Raw genomic sequence first — 21,030 nt, forward strand, 5'->3', positions numbered from 1 at the left:
CATAAAAGTCTAGATTTGGATTCGTGTACATACTCTGATTATAGATTGATCTTAAATCGTCGCTTCTATGATGAGTCATTGAGATACAATAACTGTCTGTACAGGAAGCTTACCATCCTTAGGGATGGAAGTATATCAAACTGCTTGTTCTCCGAGCAAAGGTATGGCTCAGTCTTTGCTCATCCCTCTTTCGTTAAGATAGTTTCATCTGCATCTTTTCAAGAATGTTGGATGGTTTCTAAGGATCTGATTGATGGCTGTAAGGATTGTGAACTCAGGTATGCCTGTCTTGACTGTCGATATACTACGCACAGAGGGCTCTTCTCATTTGAACGGCCATGTTGGTGTCACTATCCCATAGACGAGGACTAGTATGAAGACTTTTGTAAGGCAGCATGACTCGATGGATTGTGGTGCTGCTTGTTTAGCAATGATCACCCAGCATTATGGGTTATGTATGAACAGGGAGAAGTTACGAGCCGCCTGTTCGATGAATAGGAATGGTGTGTCTCTGTTAGGTATCAGTAGAGCGGCAGAACAGATTGGATTTAGAACGATTGGAGGAAGTCTTTCGTTTGAGGCTTTTGTGCGAGATGTCCCTCTCCCTTGTATCGCCCATTGGAATCAGAATCACTTTGTTGTCATCCACAGAATCAAGACACAGGGTAAAGGGGAGTTCTCAATTCATGTTGCTGATCCCGGGAAAGGACTTATCATATATACACGAAAGGAGTTCTGTGAGCATTGGAATAGCACAGTGGCAGATGGGAAGGAAAAAGGCATAGTACTTCTACTTGAGCCCACCGAGAGGTTTTATGAGCTTTTGAAGAATGAAGGGGGGCAGGATAGGGTGATGCATAGCTCTCCTTCTCGCCAATCACTTCTGTGTGCTTACCTTGCAAAGTATAAACACTTCTTCATACAATTAGTGTTAGGCTTGTTCCTTGGCTCTTTGTTGCAACTAGTTTTTCCTCTTCTTACACAGGGAATAGTAGACATTGGTATCGGAGGAAAGGATATTCGCTTTGTGTGGCTGGTACTACTTGCACAATTGATGTTAATCTTTAGTCGAACTGCGGTTGATTTTGTTCGAGCAAAGATCCTGTTGCATATCTCCACTCGGATTAATATCACGCTTATATCAGATTTTTTTATCAAGTTGATGAAACTCCCAATGGTGTTCTTTGAAACAAAATTGATGGGAGACCTTTTACAGCGCATCGAAGATCATAGGAGGATTGAGAAGTTTTTGACTTCTAGTAGCTTGACTTTTGTGTTTTCCTTCTTTTCTATTGTGATCTTTGGTATTATTTTAGTGTCTTATAGTTTGGGTATTTTCCTTGTGTTCTTTTGTGGAACTCTGTTGTATGTAGGTTGGATCTTTGTTTTCTATACAAAGAGGAAAGAGCTAGATTATAAGGTTTTCGAACAAGCTGGTCGTAGTCGCAACGTGACCTACCAACTGGTTAAAGGTATGCAAGAGATCAAATTGCAGGGCTGTGAACAGCGGAAACGTTGGGAATGGGAGGATGTACAAGCTGACCTATTTAGCATTAATCTGAAGGTCCTACATCTAGAGCAGGTACAACAGATAGGGGGAGTTATGATCAATGAGATTAAGAATGTTATTATTACCGTAATAGCTGCTACAGCTGTTATTCAAGGAGAAATGACTCTAGGTATGATGCTCTCTGTACAGTATATCATTGGACAACTTAATAGCCCTGTAGACCTTCTGGTTCAATTTGTTCACTCATGGCAAGATGTATGTATAAGCATTGATCGAATGAATGAAGTCCGGATAGAATCAAAAGAGGAGGATGTGGGGCGACAGCTGAATACATATACAGCAGGCTCCTCAGATGCATACTCCATAAGTGTGAACAACCTTTCCTTTAGGTATGATGTTCATAGTTCCCATGACATACTGTCTAATATCAACCTTTATATTCCCAATGGGAAGGTTACGGCGATTGTAGGGGCAAGTGGAAGTGGAAAAACGACATTGATAAAGCTCCTTTTAGGTTTCTATGAGCCTCTCGCTGGAGATATTCAAGTAGGGGGTAACCATCTGAAAGAATGTATTTTGAGTTGGTGGAGAGGCCAGTGTGGTGCAGTGATGCAAGAGGGCTATCTATTCTCAGATTCCATAGCTCGGAATATTGCAATTTCAGATGATGAACCTGATATTGAGCGTATCCGGCAAGCGGCACAGGTGGCACATATTGCAGACTACATTGAGGCTCTACCTCTTGGCTACAATACTGTCATTGGACAGGATGGACAGGGGATTAGTCAAGGACAACGTCAGCGTATTCTTATTGCCAGAGTTGTATATAAGAACCCAATGTTCGTTTTCTTAGATGAGGCAACGAATTCCTTAGACGCATACAACGAGCGTGCTATAACAGAGAGCTTGTTCTCCTTTTATGCAGGTAAAACAGTTGTGGTAGTTGCGCATCGCCTGTCGACAGTTCGTAATGCAGATCAGATCGTCGTTCTAGATCAAGGCTCGGTTGTTGAGATTGGTACCCACGATGAGCTGATAGCGAAGAGAGGCTCATATTTTCATTTGGTTAAAAATCAACTTGAACTTGGAAACTGAAATGGAGGTAAAGACTAAAGAACAACCGCAAAGAATAGAGCTACGAAGTGAGAAGCCACGAAAAGTCATAGGGCAAGTCCCCCCCTCTCTCATCCGTTATAGCATCGGTATTATTGGGCTCATATTATTTTTTTTGATAGGTATAACTTATCACTATCCCTATCAACAGGTTTATTTTGGCACAGTGATCGTGCATCAAGTTCCGCATATGAGCCCCTTGGATAGTGTGGTGGTTCTTCTTCCCCTTCACTTTGATAAGAAACGACTTTCGATGGCGAATGATATGCAGATTTTTTTAATTGGATATGATTTGTTCATTGAAGGGCATCTACTCCAACTCTATCCAGAGCGTGATACATTAGGACAGCAGAATGCTTATTGTCGTTTTGCGGTATCAGATCTATGTAGGGCCGAAGGACAGACTGTGGATTTTAAACTTATACACTCTTCTGGGAGTCTGCTCTCATACATGCTTGGACGAAGAACTTCAGCCCCTTGACTGGCTAATATTGAATATTGTGAGTAGAAACAATCATATCTATGCTCTGTAATATTATTGGATGAATACTTTTCTAAATAGGGGACAGTTGTAGAGTGGCTAGTTGAGGATACTGAATAGCTATGGGGCTAGGAGTGACTCAATGTGTTTGTGAATTGGTAGCCAATAAAATATATGCAAGGAGCGTTTCGAGATCCTTTTATGATTTCGGAGTGTTTCCACGTTCGAGCCAAGGAAATACATGTTTTAATTCTAGAAAGAGAAATATCTTATGTCTACACATCACTTACATCTTATCCCATCTCTCTTCCTTTGCTTAGTCGTAATGTCCTATATCACCCCGAGTCTCGGGCAGCGGGTCTTCCGTCTGCGTGTCCTCTCCCCTTCCGAGCAACCTGTCGCTTCGGCATCCGTACGGGTAGAGTGCTGTCGTGATACGATCTACCTCGGGAAGACTGACCCAGCAGGGATCTTCACGGCAGACGTCCCCGCAGGGTGTGATAGCCTCCACCTCTGGGTGCTCGCCGAGGGCTATGGACAGCAGGAGCATACCGTAGCCCTACAGCAAGGGCTACAGTATACCCTTCGACTCACCGAGGTGGAGCTAGGACAGGTTGAGATCATCGCCTCTCGCTCCAGTGTCAAGACGGACGCTGAGGGCACGACCTACCGGATCTCCATGCAGGGCTTGCCCCCGAAGGCTAAGGCGTCCCTTGCGCTTAAGCGGCTACCTGGGGTCATCACTCGGATGGAGGTGTTCTCGCTCATTGGGGCTCGGGGTAGTGCTACGATCTATGTAGATGAGGTGCCTGTGGACCCGAAGTTCTTGAGTACGTTAGAGGCTGCAGATATTGACCGAGTCGAGGTGCGCTACATGGATCACAATAGCTCGGGAGAGGGTGGAGCGATCTATATTTATCGCAAGAAGGCAGAGCATCCTGTCCTCAAGGGGGATCTTGACCTCAGCGGAGGCCTACTCCGTCCCAGCTGGAGTCTAACTCCGAGCCTTACCCTGTATAGTAGGGCGGTGGATATTATCGCCAATGCCTCGGCTACCTATAGCCATCAGTCCCCCGAGTTTCATATCTACCGCAATGGTCACCCCGAGCTCTCTATATATAATAGGGCCAAGGTGCTACAGACCGGAGGGCAGGTCTTCGCTACTGCCGAGCTCACCCCCCGCCTAAGAGGGACGCTAACCTATGCCCACTTTGGGCTACAGAGCTGGCACAATAGCCAGGTGAAGCAGCAGGGAATGGTGACCTCTGGAAAGATACGAGAGAACCAGATGCGCCATGCTGTGAACCTCCTGCTGGCTTATAAACTGGGGAGCAATAATCGGCTACTACTCAAAAGCTATGGATTATGGATGCTCGGTAACGATACCGACCTCAGAGGGATGGCCGATAGGGTCAATAGCCGTGATGCGCTAGCGGAGATCGTCTACGAACATAACCAACTCTCTCTACTCGGCTTGACACACCGCCTCGGGGTCGGCTTCGGAGGGCGTCTGGGGCGTAATAACCTGTATGATGGGCTTGCTCCCTACCGCAATAGACAGCTACGAGCCTATGTGCGGGATAATGTCTCCCTACTCGAGGATCTGAGCCTTTACTTCATTCTCACAGGGCAGTGGGGCGAGTATGGGCGGGATCGGCTGTATAGCTACAGCACCTTTACCCCCTCGCTGTCACTCAGCTACGAGCTCGGGGGCTATACGATCGGGATACGCTATGGGCATAGTGTGCAGCACCCGAGTGCAGATCTACTCTCCCCGAGGGTGTTCTATCGGAATGAGCTGGAGCAACGACAGGGCAACCCCCACCTAGGCCCACAGTATACCGATAACTGGGCTCTCTCGTTCTCGAAGCAGTTCGGGCGACACTCGCTGAGCCTGAAGAGCACCTACTGGCATGCCTCAGACCTCATCACTTCGGTCTATACGAACCAGCCCAATGTGCTTACCTATGGGAATGCTGGGATAGGGGATGAGCTGAGTACGACACTTAACTATAGCACAGCTCTACTGAGCAACCAGCTTAGCCTCAACCTCTACATCGGTGCTACGTATGCCGACTATCGGCTCACTCCCTCCTATCGTGCCCGTACCCTGAGCTATGGTACTCGTGGCTGGAGTCTAGAGTGGGGTGGGAGTGTGAACTACTATCACCCTAAGGGCTGGCTGGCCAGTCTCGATCTCTCTGCTGATGGACTCTCCCGGAGTCTATCCCATCAGCAGGTGGAGGAGCCTCAACTGATGCTCCTCCTACAGAAGAGCTTCTTCGCAGGTAAGCTAGATGTCAGCATTGAAGTGAAGGCACCCTTTGGCTGGGGTGAGCGGATGACCGAGACAACCTTCCTCCGAGGGATCGTCCAGCGGAAAGAGACTCGTATATCTCAATCCAATGTTTCTCTAGGGCTCACCTATCACTTCGGAGGCGAGGCAAAGCGCCCCATGAAGGCTCTCACCACATCGCCCCTCTCCCTAGATGATGTCAAGCGCTCTGACCTATAGTTAGTGATCCATCCCAGGGGCGGGTAGAGGTCGCTCTTCCCGCCCCTGGGGTGGATCTTCTGGCTTCTTCTATAATATATAGGTATCCAGGATAGGGGGATGACCCTAGATGTTGCGTAGCTATGGAGGCTTATTGTGTGGGATGGGGCTAGGGCATGTTGTCTTGATAAGGAGGTATGCACCTTGTTGTTGTAATATAGTGGGTTAGGGAGAGGATTTGTCGGTGTGGCTTAGGCTTATTGGGGAGCATTTTACCCTCGAGGGAGGGAGTGAAGGGAGGACTCGTTGGGGGAGCGAGAGGAGGTGGTGGCGAGTTGATACGATATGCGTGTGGCTGTGGTAGTTGCATGTATGGAAAATAGTTCGTAAATTTGCGTGCTTTTTGTGTGGGTATCTACACCCTAATGTGTTGTGTCTCATGCCAAGGAGCAACAAGCAGTATGTTTAAATATTGTCTGGGTCGTCCAGATCAATTTAATTCTCAACATTAATGACAGATCCTATTGCAGATTATCTGACGCGCCTGCGTAATGCAGTGAAGGCTGGCCACAGAGTGGTCGAGATCCCAGCGTCTAATCTAAAGAAAGAGATCACGAAGATCCTCTTCGACAAGGGGTACATCCTCAACTTCAAGTTCGTCGAAGATGGTCCACAGGGCACGATCAAGGTCGCACTGAAGTATGATCGTACAGGTCGTGTAAACGCACTGAAGGCACTCAAGCGCGTCTCTCGTCCAGGTCTTCGTAAGTATGTAGGCTATCGTGAGATGCCCCGCGTACTCAATGGTCTCGGTATCGCTATCCTCTCTACTTCACGAGGTGTTATGACCGATAAGGAGGCTTCGCAGCTCAAGGTGGGTGGCGAAGTGCTATGTTACATCTACTAAAAGAAGGAGGTATATACTATGTCAAGAATAGGTAAGCTTCCCGTAAGCATCCCAGCAGGCGTTACCGTCTCCGTCAAGGATCAGGTCGTCACCGTCAAGGGCTCCAAGGGTGAGCTAACACAGGCTTTCGATGCCCGCATCTCTGTCGCCGTAGAGGGCGACCATGTCGTCGTCAGCCGCAGCAGCGATGATCGTCAGGAGCGTTCACTCCACGGTCTCTATCGTGCTCTTATCCATAATATGATCGTCGGTGTCTCCGAGGGCTTCACCAAGACGCTTGAGCTCGTTGGTGTCGGCTATCGTGCCTCCAACCAAGGTCAGATCCTAGAGCTTAGCCTCGGCTTCACGCACAACGTCTATCTACAGCTCCCTAAGGAGATTCAGGTAGAGACGAAGACAGAGCGTAACAAGAACCCTCTGATCATCCTCACCAGCGCCGACAAGCAACTCCTCGGTCAGGTGTGCACCAAGATCCGCTCCTTCCGTATGCCAGAGCCTTACAAGGGTAAGGGTATCCGCTTCGAGGGTGAGATCATCCGCCGTAAGTCAGGTAAGAGCGCAGGTAAGTAACCGCTAAAACACGTATAAAGCAATCATGTTGAAGAAAGAAGCAAGAAGACAGAAGATCAAGACGCGTGTACGTGCCAAGATCAGCGGTACGGCAGAACGCCCACGCCTGACTGTATTCCGAAGCAATAAGCAGATCTACGCACAGGTGATCGATGACGTGGCTGGGGTAACCCTAGCGAGTGCGTCTTCGCTCAAGCTCAGTGCAGAGGGGACGAAGAAGGAAATCGCTGCCCTCGTCGGGACAGAGGTCGCCAAGGCCGCACAGGCTGCAGGTGTCTCCACCGTAGTATTCGACCGTAATGGTTACCTCTACCACGGCCGTGTGAAGGAGCTAGCTGATGCAGCTCGTGCAGCAGGTCTTAACTTTTAATCTTGTATCGCAATGTCAGATAATCGCTCCAAGTCAGCTAGAGAGTTTGAAGGAAAGGACAAGTTCGTCGAACGCCTCGTAGCTATCAATCGTGTCACCAAGGTGACTAAGGGTGGTCGTACATTCACCTTCGCTGCTATCGTCGTCGTCGGAGACGAAAACGGACGTATCGGCTGGGGTCTTGGTAAGGCTGGCGAAGTATCCGCCGCTATCTCCAAGGGTACAGAAGCTGCAAAGAAGAACCTCATCACGGTGCCCATCCACAAGGGTACAATCCCTCACGAGCAGGTCGCTCGCTTCGGCGGTGCCCGCGTCTTCCTCAAGCCTGCATCTGCCGGTACGGGAGTAAAGGCTGGTGGTGCTATGCGTGCCGTGCTAGAGAGCGTAGGGGTACATGACGTCCTAGCTAAGAGCAAGGGCTCCTCGAACCCTCACAACCTCGTCAAGGCTACCATCGCTGCTCTAGCAGAGATGCGCTCGCCTCTGATGGTGGCTCGCAACCGTGGCGTCTCTGTAGAAAAGGTCTTCAAGGGCTAGTCCTGCATCATTCATTAGGTAAAGAATCACAAGTACAATGGCACAGATAAAGATCCAGCAAGTACGCAGTAAGATCAAGAGCCCTAAGGTGCAGAAGCTCACGCTCCAAGCTCTAGGGCTGAAGAAGCTAGGTCAGATCGTCGAGCATAACGACACACCACAGATCCGTGGTATGGTCAATGCCGTCAAGCATCTCGTCCGCATCGTCGAGTAATATTAACCCAGAAACGCAAGACAGAGAAATGGATTTATCAAGTTTGAAGCCCGCAGCGGGCTCAGTGAAGACGCGTAAGCGCATCGGTCGTGGTCCTGGCTCCGGTCTCGGGGGTACATCTACTCGCGGTCACAAGGGTGCTAAGAGCCGCTCTGGTTACTCCAAGAAGATTGGCTTCGAGGGTGGTCAGATGCCTATCCAGCGTCGCCTGCCTAAGTTCGGCTTCAAGAATATCAATCGTGTAGAATACGCTCCAGTAAACCTCTCTACGCTCCAAACGCTCGCAGAGGCTAAGAACCTAAGCCGTATCACCAAGGCTGACCTCATCGAGGCTGGTCTAGTAGGTAAGAATGATCTCGTGAAGATCCTCGGCAACGGCACGCTTAGCCTAAAGCTCGAAGTGGAGGCTAATGCCTTCTCTAAGTCCGCTGAAGCAGCTATCATCGCACAGGGAGGAAGTGCTGTAAAACTCTAGTAGCTTATGCGCTTTATAGAGACACTGAAAAACATTTGGAAGGTTGAGGAGCTGCGCCAGCGCATCCTCACCACCTTGTTTTTCGTCCTAATCTATCGGCTAGGTTCGTTCATCGTTATTCCGGGGATCGACCCTAATGCGCTTGACTCGCTACATAAGCAGACCAGCTCTGGTCTGATGGCCCTGATAGATATGTTCTCTGGGGGGGCGTTCTCTAATGCCTCGATCTTCGCCATGGGGATCATGCCCTACATCTCCGCCTCCATCGTGATGCAGCTCGCTGCTATCGCTGTGCCTTCTATCCAGAAGCTCCAGCAGGAGGGTGAGAGTGGTCGTCGTAAGATCGACCAGTGGACACGCTATCTAACGGTCGTCCTGCTACTCGTACAGGGCTCAGCCTATCTGGTGAACCTCAATCATCAGCTCGGCCAGGTCGGGGCTTCCCTACCTAGCGGCTTTTGGTTCGACGTCTATGCGATCATCGTCATGGCGGCAGGTAGTATGTTCGTCCTCTGGCTCGGTGAGCGTATCACAGACAAGGGTCTTGGCAATGGCGTCTCGCTGATCATCATGATCGGTATTATCGCCCGCCTACCAGTAGCTCTCACCGCTGAGTGGGGTACCCGTGTGTCGGGTGGCTCAGGTGGACTAGTATGGCTCCTCTTCGAGTTTGTCTTCCTCCTTGCCGTCATGGCTGGAGCTATCCTGCTCGTTCAGGGAACTCGCCGTGTCCCCGTTCAGTATGCTAAGCGTGTCGTCGGCAACAAGCAGTACGGAGGTGCTCGTCAGTACATCCCACTGAAGGTCAATGCCGCTAACGTCATGCCGATCATCTTCGCTCAGACTATCATGATGGTACCTATCTCCATCCTTAGCTGGGTGCAGGGGGATAACGCCAGTGGCTTCGTACGTGCCTTCTCGGACAATACGAGCATCTGGTACAACCTCGTCTTCGGTATCCTCATCCTGCTCTTCACCTACTTCTACACTGCGATCACGATCAACCCCTCGCAGATGGCTAACGACCTGAAGCGTAACAATGGGTTCATCCCAGGTGTGAAGCCCGGTAAGGCAACGAAGGATTACCTCGATACGATCATGGACCGCATCACACTGCCTGGTGCCTTCTTCCTAGCGATCGTGGCTATTATGCCCGCCTTCGCTCGTATCATCGGTATATCAGGAGAGTTTGCTCAGTTCTTCGGCGGTACGTCACTCTTGATTCTTGTTGGGGTCGTACTCGATACCCTACAGCAGATCGAGAGCCACCTACTCATGCGCCATTACGATGGTCTGCTGAAGAGTGGTCGCATCAAGGGACGTACAGGCTCTGTAGCTGCTTACTAAGATGATCTATCTGAAGACAAACGAAGAGATCGAGCTCATGCGTGCGGCCAACCAGTTGGTCGGTCGTACCCTCGCCGAGGTAGCGAAGATCATAGCCCCCGGGGTCTCGACCCTAGAGCTAGATAAGCGTGCGGAGGAGTTCATCCGTGACAACGGTGCTACTCCTGCCTTCCTCGGCTACAATGGCTTCCCCGGGAGCTTGTGTACCTCGGTCAATGACCATGTGGTGCACGGCATCCCTTCCTCCAAGGTCGTCCTACGTGAGGGCGACATCGTCTCCGTAGACTGCGGGACGAAACTCGCTGGCTTCACCGGTGACTCGGCTTATACCTTCGCCGTCGGTGAGGTATCTCCCGAGGTTCTCGCCCTTCTTCGTACGACGAAGGAGTCTCTATATGTAGGTATAGAGCAGGCGGTAGCAGGCAAGCGTGTGGGTGATATTAGCTCGGCTGTGCAGCAGTACTGCGAGGCACGTGGCTACCACATCGTCCGTGAACTGGAGGGACATGGGATAGGCAAGAATATGCATGAGGAGCCCGGTGTGCCGAACTTCGGACGCCGTGGTACAGGAGCAGAGCTCCGCTCAGGGATGTGCATCTGCATCGAGCCTATGGTGAACATGGGATCGAAGAATGTAATCTTTGATAGGAACGACGGCTGGACTGTCCGTACAAAGACAGGTAAGCCCTCGGCTCACTTCGAGCATTGCATCGCCATTCGCGAGGGCAAGGCCGATATCCTCTCTTCGTTTGACTTCATCAAGGAAGTCTTAGTGGACAGGGAGTTTTAAGTTCGTAATAACTAATATGCCGAAGCAAGCAGCTATAGAACTAGACGGGGTCATCCTTGAGGCTCTCTCGAACGCAATGTTCAAGGTCGAGCTAGAGAATGGTCACGTCATCACCGCCCACATCTCTGGGAAGATGCGTATGCACTACATCAAGATCCTCCCAGGGGACAAGGTCAAGGTAGAGATGTCTCCCTACGACCTGACCAAGGGGCGTATATCCTTCAGATATAAATAACCCTACATAGATATGAAAGTAAGAGCATCACTCAAGAAGCGCACCGCCGACTGCAAGATCGTTCGTCGCAAGGGGCGTCTGTACGTAATCAACAAGAAGAACCCCAAGTTCAAGCAACGCCAGGGGTAGTCTCTAACCATCGGACTATATTAAACGAACAAGATAAGTATGGCTATCAGAATTGTTGGCGTTGACTTGCCACAAAACAAACGAGGAGAAATTGCCTTGACTTACATCTTCGGGATCGGCCGTAGCAGCGCTACGAAGATCCTAGATAAGGCTGGGGTCGATCGCAATATCAAGGTCAAGGACTGGAGCGATGACCAGGCTGCCGCTATCCGTGAGGTGATCGGTGCCGAGTACAAGGTCGAAGGTGACCTGCGCTCCGAAGTCCAGCTGAACATCAAGCGACTGATGGACATCGGTTGCTACCGTGGTGTCCGCCACCGTATCGGTCTGCCCCTACGTGGTCAGAGCACTAAGAACAATGCTCGTACACGCAAGGGTAAGAAGAAGACTGTCGCAAATAAGAAGAAGGCTAGTAAGTAATAGACGTTGATATGGCAAAGAAAGTAGTAGCAAAGAAGAAGGTCGTCAAGATCGACGCTGTGGGTCAGGCTCACATCCATTCTTCTTTCAATAACATCATCATCTCCCTGACCAACAACGACGGTCAGGTCATCAGCTGGTCTTCGGCCGGTAAGATGGGCTTCCGTAGCTCCAAGAAGAATACCCCCTATGCCGCTCAGATGGCTGCGCAGGACTGTGCTAAGGTCGCTTACGACCTCGGTCTGCGTAAGGTGAAGGTCTTCGTCAAGGGCCCAGGCAACGGACGTGAGTCTGCTATCCGTACCCTCCATGGTGCAGGGATCGAGGTCACCGAAATCGTAGACGTGACCCCAATGCCACACAATGGTTGCCGTCCTCCTAAGCGTCGTCGTGTCTAATCCTCGTCAGTCGCTTTAGATAACAGAGTAGTTTCATACAGATAGCAGTACATCGCAGAGGCTCTACCTCCCACTTCCCCTACCTAAAGGAGCTGATGGTCGCTAGAGCATGACAGAGAAGTAGCAGAATAGGTTGTTAGGATCCTTCAGGAGGGACGATGGGTGAATAGATTGGCTATACTTTCATTATCTATCCTCTCCTCATAACCGGTCGCGGCTGCACTCCGCCCTCCTACCCTCGCCTCCTGCCACGCTCCCATCCCCCGACTCGTCGGGAGGCTCGTACTGCCCAACAATAGAAGACAATGGCAAGATATACAGGCCCAAAATCAAAGATCGCCCGTAAGCTCGGCGCACCTATCTTCGGTGCGGATAAGGTTCTCTCCAAGAAGAACTACCCTCCAGGTCAGCACGGGAACAGCCGCCGTCGCAAGACGAGCGAATACGGCATCCAGCTCAAGGAAAAGCAGAAGGCTAAGTACACCTATGGTGTGCTCGAGCGCCAGTTCCGTAACCTCTTCGAAAAGGCTCAGCGCACTAAGGGGGTTACTGGTGAAGTCCTCCTCCAGCTCCTTGAGAGCCGCCTCGACAACGTCGTCTACCGCCTCGGCATCGCGAAGACTCGTGCAGCTGCTCGCCAGCTCGTCTCGCACCGCCACATCACCGTGGACGGTCAGGTAGTCAATATCCCCTCCTATACCCTCAAGCCTGGTCAGGTCGTCGGGGTACGTGAGAAGGCGAAGAGCTTAGAGGTCATCACCGACTCTCTTGCTGGTCGTAGCCACAGCAGCTACAGCTGGCTCGAGTGGAATCAGGCTTCCCTCTCGGGTAAGTTCCTCAGTGCCCCCGCTCGTGAGGACATCCCCGAAGAGATCAAGGAACAGCTGATCGTCGAACTATACTCTAAGTAATAATCCCTAGTATCTCACTCACATGGCAATATTAGCATTTCAGAAGCCCGAAAACGTCCTCATGATGGATGCGACGGACTCATTCGCTAAGTTTGAGTTTCGTCCCCTCGAGCCGGGCTATGGTACCACTGTCGGTAATGCCCTGCGTCGTATACTCCTTTCTTCACTCGAAGGCTTTGCCATCTCGACCATCAAGATCGAAGGTGTCAATCATGAATTTGCTACTATTCCGGGTGTCTTGGAGGATGTAACTAACATCATTCTCAACCTCAAGCAGGTTCGCTTCCGCCCCCTCTCTGAGGAGGCTCTCGGCGAGACCATCAGCCTGACGATCTCTGGTAAGAAGGAGTTCGTAGCTGGTGACCTCAACGGGCGACTAACCTCCTTCCAGGTGCTCAATCCTGAGCTCGTCATCTGTCACCTCGATGAAGCCTACTCGCTGACCATCGAGCTCGAGATCAACAAGGGGCGTGGATACGTCCCTGCTGATGAGAAGATAGTCGATACAGCTAAGGCCAATGAGCTACAGACCATCGCCATCGACTCTATCTACACCCCTATCCGCAACGTCAAGTACTGGGCAGAGAACTTCCGTGTCGAGCAGAAGACCGACTACGAGAAGCTCGTCCTAGAGATCACTACGGATGGTAGTATCCATCCACAGCGTGCGCTCAAGGAGGCTGCAGAGATCCTCATCGATCACTTCAGACTCTTCGTACAGGATCCTGTCGAGGTAGAGGAAACCATCGAGGAAGCCTTCTTCCCCGAGGAAGTCGATAGCGAGGAAGAGCTAGCCCGTGTACGTGAGCTCCTATCCAAGGAACTTACCGAGCTGGATCTCTCTGTACGTGCGCTCAACTGCCTACGTGCTGGCGAGATCCATACCCTAGCGGATCTCGTGGTGATGGACCGTGACTCCCTCTCTAAGCTTCGCAACTTCGGGAAGAAGTCCATGGATGAGCTCAACGAACTCATGGAGCGTCTGCACCTAGACTTTGGGATGGATGTTAGCAAGTACAATTTAGATAATGACTAACTAGTAAGATGAGACATAATAAGAAATTCAACCACCTAGGTCGCAAGAAGGCGCACCGTGAGGCCATGCTCTCCAATATGGCTGCCTCACTGATCCTTCACAAGCGGATCTTCACCACTGTGGCTAAGGCCAAGGCCCTGCGTGTATATGTAGAGCCTCTGCTGACCCGCGCTAAGGATGACTCGACGCACTCTCGTCGTATCGTCTTCGCCGAGCTACAGAACAAGTATGCCCTCAAGGAGCTCTTCGGCCCCGTAGCTGCTAAGATCGCTGATCGTCCAGGTGGATATACGCGTATCCTCAAGACGGGATACCGCCTTGGTGACAACGCTGCTGTTTGCTTCATCGAGCTCGTAGACTACAACGAAGGCATGCTCAAGGACAAGGCTGATAAGAAGGCTGCTCCTAAGACCCGCCGTTCACGTCGCTCTACGAAGCCTGCAGCAGAGGCAGCTGCTCCTGCTGCTGAGAGCGCAGAGTAAGATTCACCCCCTATGCTCTAGCCCCGTCCCCTCGTGGTCGGGAGCTAGTAGCTGAGACACGAAAAGCGTCTGCATCCTCACTGAGGATACAGACGCTTTTCTTATTCAGCAGGTAGTGCCGAAGAGGTACTGCCTGCTGTCGTCTGCTGGCTACATAAACCGTTTATATCAGATCATAGGTCTTTGGCGTCTTTCTACCACAGAGGAGCTAGGGACGCTCCCTTGTGGTAGATGATATACTGGATATTCCCTCCTGGGGAGATGGTCTGTGCTCTTGGTGGGGGGCTGGTGCTGTCCAGAGAGCAGGGGCTCTAGTATTGCTCTAGTATTGCCCTTGGGAAGTTGGGGCCTTTAGAGGGCTGGGGTTAGTGGTCGCCGTACTCCTGGCGTAGGCGACGAGCTTCGTGCTCGCTGAGTGTCGAAGGTTGGGGCTTGACCTCCTCGGGAGCTTTGCTGGGGGTGACCTCTTGGGCTTTGTCCTCACGTAGCACATGCAGGCGATAGCCTCGGCCATCCTCCTTGACGGCACGAACGGGGATCACATGCTGGATCGGTTCGCTCTCTGTGCGCTGCGTGTAGGAGACTTCGTAGCCACCTCCTTGTCGGGGGCGCACTAGGAGCGAAGATACCCAAGCCGGGTCAAAGTCCACTTGGTCGATCAAGACATCGTAGTAGCCATCCTCTAGGTCGCCTGACTCCATTCGCTCGCGATGTAGGCCGATCGTCTCCAGCGTGCAGTACTGCTCTCGGAGCTGGGAGAGGATAGCGCCCATATCACGGCTCATCGAGAGGTAAGCCGAGAGGTATCGACGATAGAAGGAGAGGATGAAGGCGGCCTCGGAGCTGTTGTCTATCGTAGTGCTGCTCGCTAGGGGATTAGCCATAAGGTGATCGCCGTACTCCTCCCCTCGCCAGAGTGGGGTGATGAAGTCGATTATATAGCGCCCACGCCCCTGCTTGAGGTGTAGGGGGATGCGGATGAGTTCTGCAGGTTCGCCGAGAGAGACTTCGTACCAATCTCCCTTGAGCTGTCGTGCACGGAAGGTCTTCTCAAGTCCTGCTCGTGTATCCTGCTGTCTGAGTATGGGGTCTACGCCGGTGGCAGCGATGAGCCGATGTACCTTCTCATGCATTTCGGGGGTTAGGGCGGTAGCGATGATTGAGTCACGCTGGTCGTACTCGAGCATGCGGTCTATCGAACGGATATATGCGGTGTAGAAGCGCTGGAGGAAGGCAATAGGGCCTGCTTTCCTTGTCTGTGCACCTAAGCTAAGGCAGGAGCACAGGCTGGCGATAACGACTAGGAGAGATAGTAAAGGCTTTTTCATCTACGCCATAAAGGTTAAAAGGTGAAACAAACTATAGAGCAAAAGTAATAAAAGTTGTAGAACATTATACCCCTCCATTTCCCCAGAGCTAAGGCTTCACATCTCTAGAGATCGAGCACGAAGTCGTCGAGAGTCATCCGCCTAAGTCGCAGCACCTCTATCTTAGGTGTAGAGTTGTCGAGGATACCTCTACTACCTACGAGGAAAAAGTATACACGTGTGTATACCATTGTGTACCCACGTGTATACAACAGTGTACCCACGTGTACACTACCTCGCTCTAAGTATGTCCCCAGTAGACCTCTCCCGTATGTCTATTTCTCGGGGCTAAGCCCTAGGCTCTCTAGGGGATACCTCTAAGACTTCTCTGGACACGAATAATAGCCCCAAAGAGCCCAAGAGAGGAGGAACTAAAAGAGAGCATGCTTTGGCTCTGTCTATTTCCCCGCCTCTCGCTTCTCTATTCCTTGCTATAGCTCTACCGTTAGACCTCCTAGCTCCTTGCTTTGCTCCCTTCTGTTGCGGGATACTCATAGCCTGCGCTGGGGAGTGCCCCTCCTTTCTCCCCCGATTGATATGGCCACCGATAGGGCTCTGCTTCTTTTCGATAGCTCTCTTGCATTGCCTTTGCCTTCCTTGTGCGTCTCAAGTCATCTCTTCACACTCCCCCTTCGCCCTCCTAAGTGCCCGACATCGTCCTCACGGGTCTCCCCTAGAGTGTGCGAAGTGTTGGGGTGGGGGAGGTGTGTGCCAGATCCCTTGGCTAAGTCCCTCTGTATCGCACATATCAAGAGGGGGCTAGAGGACATACCGAGAAGGGAGGAGCGGACTCGGTATGTTCGTCCTCGTCACCTTACATAGGTGACGGGAGCGAACATTATATGTCCTCTCGAGGGGTGATTACATGTGCGTATCAGCGGAGGTTGCGGGAGGACAAAAACGAGTCAGAGCTTCCTATCCTAGCGCCGCTGACTAAGGAGGGTGCGTAGGAGCGGAGTGAGCCCTTGTAGCCGAATGGAGGAGAGGAAGAGGGTAGTCTTGGGATTATCGTACCTTTGCCTCGTAGACTAGACGCTTGGGATGAGGGGGAGGTGATATTTGTCCTCTTTGGCTCGTGTGCTGCACTCGTGACTCCCTCGTGACGTCTTGGTCGAGTGGTAAGCTTATTCACCATATAACATCGATAGAATATGGATAGTCAGAAGGTTGATCTGTTCCTCGTTACCAACCATAAGTTCTTTGAGCCTAGACAGCTCCCCTTCATTCGCGAACAATTGATGCAGCTGGATGATGCTCGCTTCTTCATCATCTCCTCGATGGAGTACCGAGATCCGATGGTGATGCTCCTCGTGTCGATCTTTGGGGGCTATCTCGGGATTGACCGCTTTATCCTTGGGGATATGGGGATCGGGATCGCTAAGCTCCTTACGGCAGGGTGCTGTGGGATCTTTGCTGTCATTGACTGGTTCCAGATCCAGGATATCACGAGGCGCAAGAATATGGAGCTCTTCATGCGGGGTCTGAGTATGTAGTGCCTACATGCACGCTATCTACACTCCCCGTCCTGCTAGACTCTGTGGAGGCTGGACACACGTGCCTACGCTCCACACTAGGCGGGGGCTTTGCGCCTACCTAGAGTATAGGGCTCAGCTCCTGCACGAGTGTGCGGAGATGAGCCCTATGTCTATTAGATGTGTGGAGCTCTCGTGGGTGCGGACTTTTTGGTGCAGATGGATAGATCTATGGCTAGGGATTACTTCAGCTGGCTGAGTACGAAGTGGGGAGGACGGGCGGCTGTGTTCCTTGTATTTGCCGGCTTGCTCCTCCTTGATCTTTTCCTGATGAGTGTGGATAGAGGGGTGCCGTGCCTTTTCCTTTCACTCACGGGGGCTCGTTGTCCTGGCTGTGGACTGCAACGAGCGGGACAAGCCTTCCTGCGGGGTGACCTGCTGGGGGCGATCCGCTACAATTATGCGCTCATCGTGATGGTTCCCCTTATGCTGCTCTACCTCTACAATGCCTTCTTTGGGGCACGGACACCTCGGCTAAGAGGCATCCTCCTAAGCCCCTATATCGTGAGTCTGCTGATGGGATTCGTGATTCTTTGGTGGATCTTGCGCAACCTGCTCGGGTGCTAAGCTCCCGTGTAGCGGGGGTCACGAGCGCTACGTGGAGCGAGCAAGGTATCACCCAGTTGGGAGAGGAGCCCCCTCCGTAGGGTTGGCGAAGGGTAGAGGTGAGGTAGTGATGGCCTAGGCTCTAGGGCAGGACAGCTTGCTCCCGCTAGGTAGGGTAGGCTAGGCTTCATCACCGAAGCTACCCCCTCGGTAGGGGGGGCTAGCGAAGACAAGAGAATAAATGAGAACACCTCCCGAGGGAGGCAAAGCAAAGAAAGATGAGACAGAGACTGACCCTAATCACGCTAGGAGTAAAGGACGTCGGGAGAGCTCGGGCCTTCTACGAAGGCTTGGGCTGGAAGCCTTCGGAGCAGAGTATGGAGGACTACGTGCTCTTCCTCCTCGGTGGGATCGTGCTGGGTCTGTATCCCCTACAGGAACTGGAGGTAGATACTACATTGAGCTACCAGCCGACACCCTTCTCGGGGATGACCCTAAGCTACAACGCTGTGTCCGAAGAGGAGGTCGATGCCGTGATGCAGGAGGCAGAGCGACTCGGGGCGGTCGTCGTGAAGCCTGCCGAGCGGGTCTTTTGGGGTGGCTATAGTGGCTACTTTAGGGACTTGGATGGCTATGTGATCGAGGTCGCCCACAATCCCCATTGGCACCTAGATGCCGACGGGCACCTCGTCCTCTAGTACAGCCAGACCTGCTCCCTGCAGCGTATCTATATCCCTTCGATATTTCTAGCCGAGCCGTAGGTCTGCTCGGCTAGTTCGCTTTTCCCAAAGCTATTCCCTTCATATATAGTAAGGGTGGAAGAAGCTACCCAGCTCTGTGCCCTCCTGCCCGCCGAAGGTGTACGTGAGGGGATGGTCGCTACCTCTGCGGTGTGTGCCCAGCTATGGAGGGGGCTTCGTCGCAAGCCTATAGCATGCCCCCAGCCAGGGTAGTGGATGGAGTGCTCGAGCTCCCGGGCTCGGAGGCGAAGGGTAAACCCTATCGTGACCGCAGGTGTTTTGACGAGAAAGGGCTCTCCTCTCTCCTGTGCCTAAGTACATGAGCCGAGGAGAGCCACCACGTATTTATCAAACATTCGCATGCTGATGAACAGCCTATTACAGCCCACGACGACACCGCATGGTGCGTACCCCTTTGACCAAGTACAGGTGGGGGACTTCCGAGAAGCCTTTGACCAAGCTATTCAGGAGAAGGAGCAGGAGATCCAAGCCCTCATCGCCAGTGAGGATCGCCCTACCTTCGCCAATACCATTGCAGCCCTCGAGCGTAGTGGTGCTCGGCTGGAGTGGGTGTCGGGGATCTTCTTCAATCTCCTGCATGCAGCGGCTACGGATGAGCTGATGGCCATCAGTCAGGAGGTCACCCCTCGGCTCTCGGCTCTCTCCTCGTTCATCACGCTCTCCGATGCCCTCTTTGAGCGTGTCCGCTCGGTGTGGAAGGAGCGTGAGGGGCTGTCGCTGGATGCTGAGGATCTTCGCCTCCTGGAGCGCACCTACGAGGGCTTCACAGAGCGGGGTGCCCTTCTGCCCTCCGAGGCGAAGGAGCGACTCAAGCAGATCCAAGCTCGTATGAGTGAGCTCAGCCTGACCTTCAGCCAAAACAACCTCAAGGATCAGCAACGCTTCCGCCTCCACGTCACCGATGCCCGCAGTCTCGAGGGGATGCCCGAGACGTCACTGCGTGCTGCCGAGTCGCTTGCCCGTGAGGAGGGGCGAGAGGGCTGGGTCTTCACCCTTGCTGCTCCGAGCTTCTTCCCCTTCATGCAGCACTGCCCCGACGGTCGCCTCCGTGAGGAGATGTATCGGGCTAAGATGACGGTCGGTGCGGCGGGAGATGAGTATGACAATAGGGAGCTCATCCGTGAGCTGGTGAACCTGCGTCTGGAGTATGCCCAGCTCCTCGGTGCTAAGAACTATGCCGAGAAGGCTCTGCGCCTACGTATGGCACGCCGACCCGAGGCCGTCTATCAGCTCCTAGATGAGCTCCTAGACGCCTATCGTCCCATCGCCGAGGACGAGCTAGCTCGGGTAGAGGCCTATGCTCGGGAGCACGGGCAGACAGAGCCCCTACAGCCGTGGGACTGGAGCTACTGGGCACAGCAGTATCAGAGGGCTTACTACGAGCTGGACGAGGAGATGCTCCGCCCCTACTTCGAGCTCTCTCGGGTCTCGGACGCTGTTTTTGGTCTAGCGACGACGCTCTATGGCATACACTTCACTCCTCGTCCTGATCTACCCCTCTACCATCCCGATGTCTGTGCCTACGAGGTGACAGATGCCGATGGGAGCTACCTCGGGCTCCTCTACACGGACTTCTTCCCTCGTGAGGGGAAGCAGAGTGGGGCATGGATGAACAACCTCCAGGAGCAGTACCACAGCGCCGAGGGCATGGACCACCGCCCGCATATCGTGCTGGTCATGAACTTCACTCCGCCTACGGAGGGACACCCTGCACTGCTCACTCCGGGCGAGGTGCGTACGTTCCTACATGAGTTCGGGCACGCTCTGCATGGGATGTTTGCCTCGGCACGTTATAGCTCACTTAGCGGTACGAATGTCGTACGGGACTTCGTCGAGCTCCCCAGCCAGCTGATGGAGAACTGGCTGGATGAGCGCACCTGGCTCCTGACCTTCGCCCGCCACAATGAGAGCGGGGAGGCGCTGCCCGAGGAGCTCATCCAGCGTATGGAGCAAGCTCGGCACTTCCTCGTCGGCTATGCTGCCTGCCGTCAGTTGAGCTTTGGCTATCTGGATATGGCTTGGCATACGATCACCGAGCCCCTCGGGGAGGGGCTGGATACGAAGGCCTTCGAGGAGCAGGCTTGGCAGCGGGCTGTGCTCCTAGCTCCTAGCCCTGCCCCCTGCCAGATGAGTACCTCCTTTGGGCATATCTTCTCCGGAGGCTATGCTGCGGGGTACTATGGCTACAAGTGGGCGGAGGTGCTGGATGCGGATGCCTTCGCAGCCTTTCAGGAGGAGGGTATCTTCAGTCGTAAGACGGCTGGACGCTTCCGCCGTGAGGTGCTCTCCGAGGGGGATAAGCGTGATGCCGAGCAGCTCTATGAGGCCTTCCGTGGCAAGGCGCCTACGATCGATGCTCTGCTGCGTCGGGATGGGGTGAAGGCTTAGCGTCTCGCCCTCCACTT

At 52.7% G+C, this 21,030-nt stretch carries 23 protein-coding genes; 22 read left to right on the top strand and 1 reads right to left on the bottom strand.

Annotation, left to right across the window (positions count from 1 at the left end; genetic code table 11):
- The first annotated feature begins 373 nt into the window (after window positions 1-373).
- The 17 genes from QZ554_RS03325 to rplQ all read left to right on the top strand — a co-directional run bounded on the left by QZ554_RS03325 (window position 374) and on the right by rplQ (window position 14,419).
- A complete protein-coding gene (locus QZ554_RS03325; protein ID WP_297194380.1) occupies window positions 374-2,605 on the top strand; it encodes a peptidase domain-containing ABC transporter in 2,232 nt (743 codons plus the stop codon).
- 824 nt (window positions 2,606-3,429) lie between these two features.
- Entirely contained in the window at window positions 3,430-5,619 is a 2,190-nt protein-coding gene (locus QZ554_RS03330; RefSeq protein ID WP_297194382.1) for an outer membrane beta-barrel protein, read from the top strand.
- A 490-nt stretch (window positions 5,620-6,109) separates the two neighbouring features.
- Window positions 6,110-6,505: a 30S ribosomal protein S8 gene (rpsH, locus tag QZ554_RS03335; protein ID WP_005468179.1), complete on the top strand. Its 396-nt coding sequence runs from the start codon at window positions 6,110-6,112 to the stop codon at window positions 6,503-6,505.
- Between the two features lie 18 nt (window positions 6,506-6,523).
- On the top strand, window positions 6,524-7,075 hold the full coding sequence (gene rplF, locus QZ554_RS03340; RefSeq protein ID WP_297194384.1) for a 50S ribosomal protein L6: 552 nt from the start codon (window positions 6,524-6,526) through the stop codon (window positions 7,073-7,075).
- A gap of 25 nt (window positions 7,076-7,100) precedes the next feature.
- A complete protein-coding gene (rplR, locus tag QZ554_RS03345; RefSeq protein WP_297178590.1) occupies window positions 7,101-7,445 on the top strand; it encodes a 50S ribosomal protein L18 in 345 nt (114 codons plus the stop codon).
- 12 nt (window positions 7,446-7,457) lie between these two features.
- Window positions 7,458-7,982 (top strand): 30S ribosomal protein S5, encoded by a 525-nt coding sequence (rpsE, locus tag QZ554_RS03350; protein ID WP_297178592.1) that lies wholly within the window; start codon window positions 7,458-7,460, stop codon window positions 7,980-7,982.
- A 37-nt stretch (window positions 7,983-8,019) separates the two neighbouring features.
- On the top strand, window positions 8,020-8,196 hold the full coding sequence (gene rpmD, locus QZ554_RS03355; protein ID WP_297178595.1) for a 50S ribosomal protein L30: 177 nt from the start codon (window positions 8,020-8,022) through the stop codon (window positions 8,194-8,196).
- A gap of 28 nt (window positions 8,197-8,224) precedes the next feature.
- Complete coding sequence (gene rplO / locus QZ554_RS03360; protein WP_297194386.1) at window positions 8,225-8,671, top strand: 50S ribosomal protein L15; 447 nt, start codon at window positions 8,225-8,227, stop codon at window positions 8,669-8,671.
- Window positions 8,672-8,677: 6 nt separating this feature from the next.
- On the top strand, window positions 8,678-10,018 hold the full coding sequence (secY, locus tag QZ554_RS03365; protein WP_297194388.1) for a preprotein translocase subunit SecY: 1,341 nt from the start codon (window positions 8,678-8,680) through the stop codon (window positions 10,016-10,018).
- Window position 10,019: 1 nt separating this feature from the next.
- Window positions 10,020-10,808 carry a type I methionyl aminopeptidase gene (map, locus tag QZ554_RS03370; RefSeq protein WP_297194390.1) on the top strand — a complete coding sequence of 263 codons (789 nt, stop codon included), beginning with the start codon at window positions 10,020-10,022 and terminating at the stop codon, window positions 10,806-10,808.
- A gap of 16 nt (window positions 10,809-10,824) precedes the next feature.
- Window positions 10,825-11,043: a translation initiation factor IF-1 gene (infA, locus tag QZ554_RS03375; RefSeq protein WP_005468188.1), complete on the top strand. Its 219-nt coding sequence runs from the start codon at window positions 10,825-10,827 to the stop codon at window positions 11,041-11,043.
- A 12-nt stretch (window positions 11,044-11,055) separates the two neighbouring features.
- Complete coding sequence (gene ykgO / locus QZ554_RS03380) at window positions 11,056-11,172, top strand: type B 50S ribosomal protein L36 (RefSeq protein WP_009433293.1); 117 nt, start codon at window positions 11,056-11,058, stop codon at window positions 11,170-11,172.
- A 39-nt stretch (window positions 11,173-11,211) separates the two neighbouring features.
- Window positions 11,212-11,592, top strand: a complete 381-nt coding sequence (gene rpsM / locus QZ554_RS03385) for a 30S ribosomal protein S13 (RefSeq protein ID WP_297194392.1) — start codon at window positions 11,212-11,214, stop codon at window positions 11,590-11,592.
- 11 nt (window positions 11,593-11,603) lie between these two features.
- Window positions 11,604-11,990, top strand: a complete 387-nt coding sequence (rpsK, locus tag QZ554_RS03390) for a 30S ribosomal protein S11 (protein ID WP_297180157.1) — start codon at window positions 11,604-11,606, stop codon at window positions 11,988-11,990.
- 305 nt (window positions 11,991-12,295) lie between these two features.
- Complete coding sequence (rpsD, locus tag QZ554_RS03395) at window positions 12,296-12,901, top strand: 30S ribosomal protein S4 (RefSeq protein WP_005468194.1); 606 nt, start codon at window positions 12,296-12,298, stop codon at window positions 12,899-12,901.
- Window positions 12,902-12,923: 22 nt separating this feature from the next.
- Window positions 12,924-13,937 carry a DNA-directed RNA polymerase subunit alpha gene (locus QZ554_RS03400; protein ID WP_297194394.1) on the top strand — a complete coding sequence of 338 codons (1,014 nt, stop codon included), beginning with the start codon at window positions 12,924-12,926 and terminating at the stop codon, window positions 13,935-13,937.
- Between the two features lie 8 nt (window positions 13,938-13,945).
- Window positions 13,946-14,419, top strand: coding sequence for a 50S ribosomal protein L17 (rplQ, locus tag QZ554_RS03405; RefSeq protein ID WP_297194396.1), 474 nt, complete (start codon window positions 13,946-13,948; stop codon window positions 14,417-14,419).
- 365 nt (window positions 14,420-14,784) lie between these two features.
- Here rplQ and QZ554_RS03410 read toward each other — a convergent pair whose 3' ends face one another.
- On the bottom strand, window positions 14,785-15,747 hold the full coding sequence (locus QZ554_RS03410) for a hypothetical protein (RefSeq protein ID WP_297194398.1): 963 nt from the start codon (window positions 15,745-15,747) through the stop codon (window positions 14,785-14,787).
- A gap of 1,190 nt (window positions 15,748-16,937) precedes the next feature.
- Between QZ554_RS03410 and QZ554_RS03415 the strand changes: the two genes are divergently transcribed.
- The 5 genes from QZ554_RS03415 (at window position 16,938) to QZ554_RS03435 (ending at window position 21,013) form a co-directional block, all read left to right on the top strand.
- On the top strand, window positions 16,938-17,279 hold the full coding sequence (locus QZ554_RS03415; RefSeq protein ID WP_297194399.1) for a TM2 domain-containing protein: 342 nt from the start codon (window positions 16,938-16,940) through the stop codon (window positions 17,277-17,279).
- A gap of 210 nt (window positions 17,280-17,489) precedes the next feature.
- On the top strand, window positions 17,490-17,885 hold the full coding sequence (locus QZ554_RS03420) for a DUF2752 domain-containing protein (RefSeq protein WP_297194400.1): 396 nt from the start codon (window positions 17,490-17,492) through the stop codon (window positions 17,883-17,885).
- A gap of 257 nt (window positions 17,886-18,142) precedes the next feature.
- Window positions 18,143-18,562 carry a VOC family protein gene (locus QZ554_RS03425; RefSeq protein ID WP_297194401.1) on the top strand — a complete coding sequence of 140 codons (420 nt, stop codon included), beginning with the start codon at window positions 18,143-18,145 and terminating at the stop codon, window positions 18,560-18,562.
- 117 nt (window positions 18,563-18,679) lie between these two features.
- A complete protein-coding gene (locus QZ554_RS03430) occupies window positions 18,680-18,817 on the top strand; it encodes a hypothetical protein (protein WP_297194403.1) in 138 nt (45 codons plus the stop codon).
- Between the two features lie 153 nt (window positions 18,818-18,970).
- Complete coding sequence (locus QZ554_RS03435) at window positions 18,971-21,013, top strand: M3 family metallopeptidase (protein ID WP_297194405.1); 2,043 nt, start codon at window positions 18,971-18,973, stop codon at window positions 21,011-21,013.
- Window positions 21,014-21,030: the final 17 nt, after the last annotated feature.

The sequence above is a fragment of the uncultured Porphyromonas sp. genome (assembly GCF_915070105.1).
GTDB lineage: Bacteria > Bacteroidota > Bacteroidia > Bacteroidales > Porphyromonadaceae > Porphyromonas.

Bases quoted from the DNA above. Each gene is read 5' to 3' on its own strand.
- secY (WP_297194388.1), top strand. From the start codon at position 8,678: ATGCGCTTTATAGAGACACTGAAAAACATTTGGAAGGTTGAGGAGCTG.
- QZ554_RS03415 (WP_297194399.1), top strand. From the start codon at position 16,938: ATGGATAGTCAGAAGGTTGATCTGTTCCTCGTTACCAACCATAAGTTC.
- rplR (WP_297178590.1), top strand. From the start codon at position 7,101: ATGTTGAAGAAAGAAGCAAGAAGACAGAAGATCAAGACGCGTGTACGT.
- QZ554_RS03410 (WP_297194398.1), bottom strand. From the start codon at position 15,747: ATGAAAAAGCCTTTACTATCTCTCCTAGTCGTTATCGCCAGCCTGTGC.
- map (WP_297194390.1), top strand. From the start codon at position 10,020: ATGATCTATCTGAAGACAAACGAAGAGATCGAGCTCATGCGTGCGGCC.
- QZ554_RS03400 (WP_297194394.1), top strand. From the start codon at position 12,924: ATGGCAATATTAGCATTTCAGAAGCCCGAAAACGTCCTCATGATGGAT.
- infA (WP_005468188.1), top strand. From the start codon at position 10,825: ATGCCGAAGCAAGCAGCTATAGAACTAGACGGGGTCATCCTTGAGGCT.
- QZ554_RS03325 (WP_297194380.1), top strand. From the start codon at position 374: ATGAAGACTTTTGTAAGGCAGCATGACTCGATGGATTGTGGTGCTGCT.
- ykgO (WP_009433293.1), top strand. From the start codon at position 11,056: ATGAAAGTAAGAGCATCACTCAAGAAGCGCACCGCCGACTGCAAGATC.
- rpsE (WP_297178592.1), top strand. From the start codon at position 7,458: ATGTCAGATAATCGCTCCAAGTCAGCTAGAGAGTTTGAAGGAAAGGAC.
- rpmD (WP_297178595.1), top strand. From the start codon at position 8,020: ATGGCACAGATAAAGATCCAGCAAGTACGCAGTAAGATCAAGAGCCCT.
- QZ554_RS03435 (WP_297194405.1), top strand. From the start codon at position 18,971: ATGAACAGCCTATTACAGCCCACGACGACACCGCATGGTGCGTACCCC.
- rpsH (WP_005468179.1), top strand. From the start codon at position 6,110: ATGACAGATCCTATTGCAGATTATCTGACGCGCCTGCGTAATGCAGTG.
- rplO (WP_297194386.1), top strand. From the start codon at position 8,225: ATGGATTTATCAAGTTTGAAGCCCGCAGCGGGCTCAGTGAAGACGCGT.
- rpsM (WP_297194392.1), top strand. From the start codon at position 11,212: ATGGCTATCAGAATTGTTGGCGTTGACTTGCCACAAAACAAACGAGGA.
- rplQ (WP_297194396.1), top strand. From the start codon at position 13,946: ATGAGACATAATAAGAAATTCAACCACCTAGGTCGCAAGAAGGCGCAC.
- rpsD (WP_005468194.1), top strand. From the start codon at position 12,296: ATGGCAAGATATACAGGCCCAAAATCAAAGATCGCCCGTAAGCTCGGC.
- QZ554_RS03420 (WP_297194400.1), top strand. From the start codon at position 17,490: ATGGCTAGGGATTACTTCAGCTGGCTGAGTACGAAGTGGGGAGGACGG.
- QZ554_RS03330 (WP_297194382.1), top strand. From the start codon at position 3,430: ATGTCCTATATCACCCCGAGTCTCGGGCAGCGGGTCTTCCGTCTGCGT.
- QZ554_RS03425 (WP_297194401.1), top strand. From the start codon at position 18,143: ATGAGACAGAGACTGACCCTAATCACGCTAGGAGTAAAGGACGTCGGG.
- rplF (WP_297194384.1), top strand. From the start codon at position 6,524: ATGTCAAGAATAGGTAAGCTTCCCGTAAGCATCCCAGCAGGCGTTACC.
- rpsK (WP_297180157.1), top strand. From the start codon at position 11,604: ATGGCAAAGAAAGTAGTAGCAAAGAAGAAGGTCGTCAAGATCGACGCT.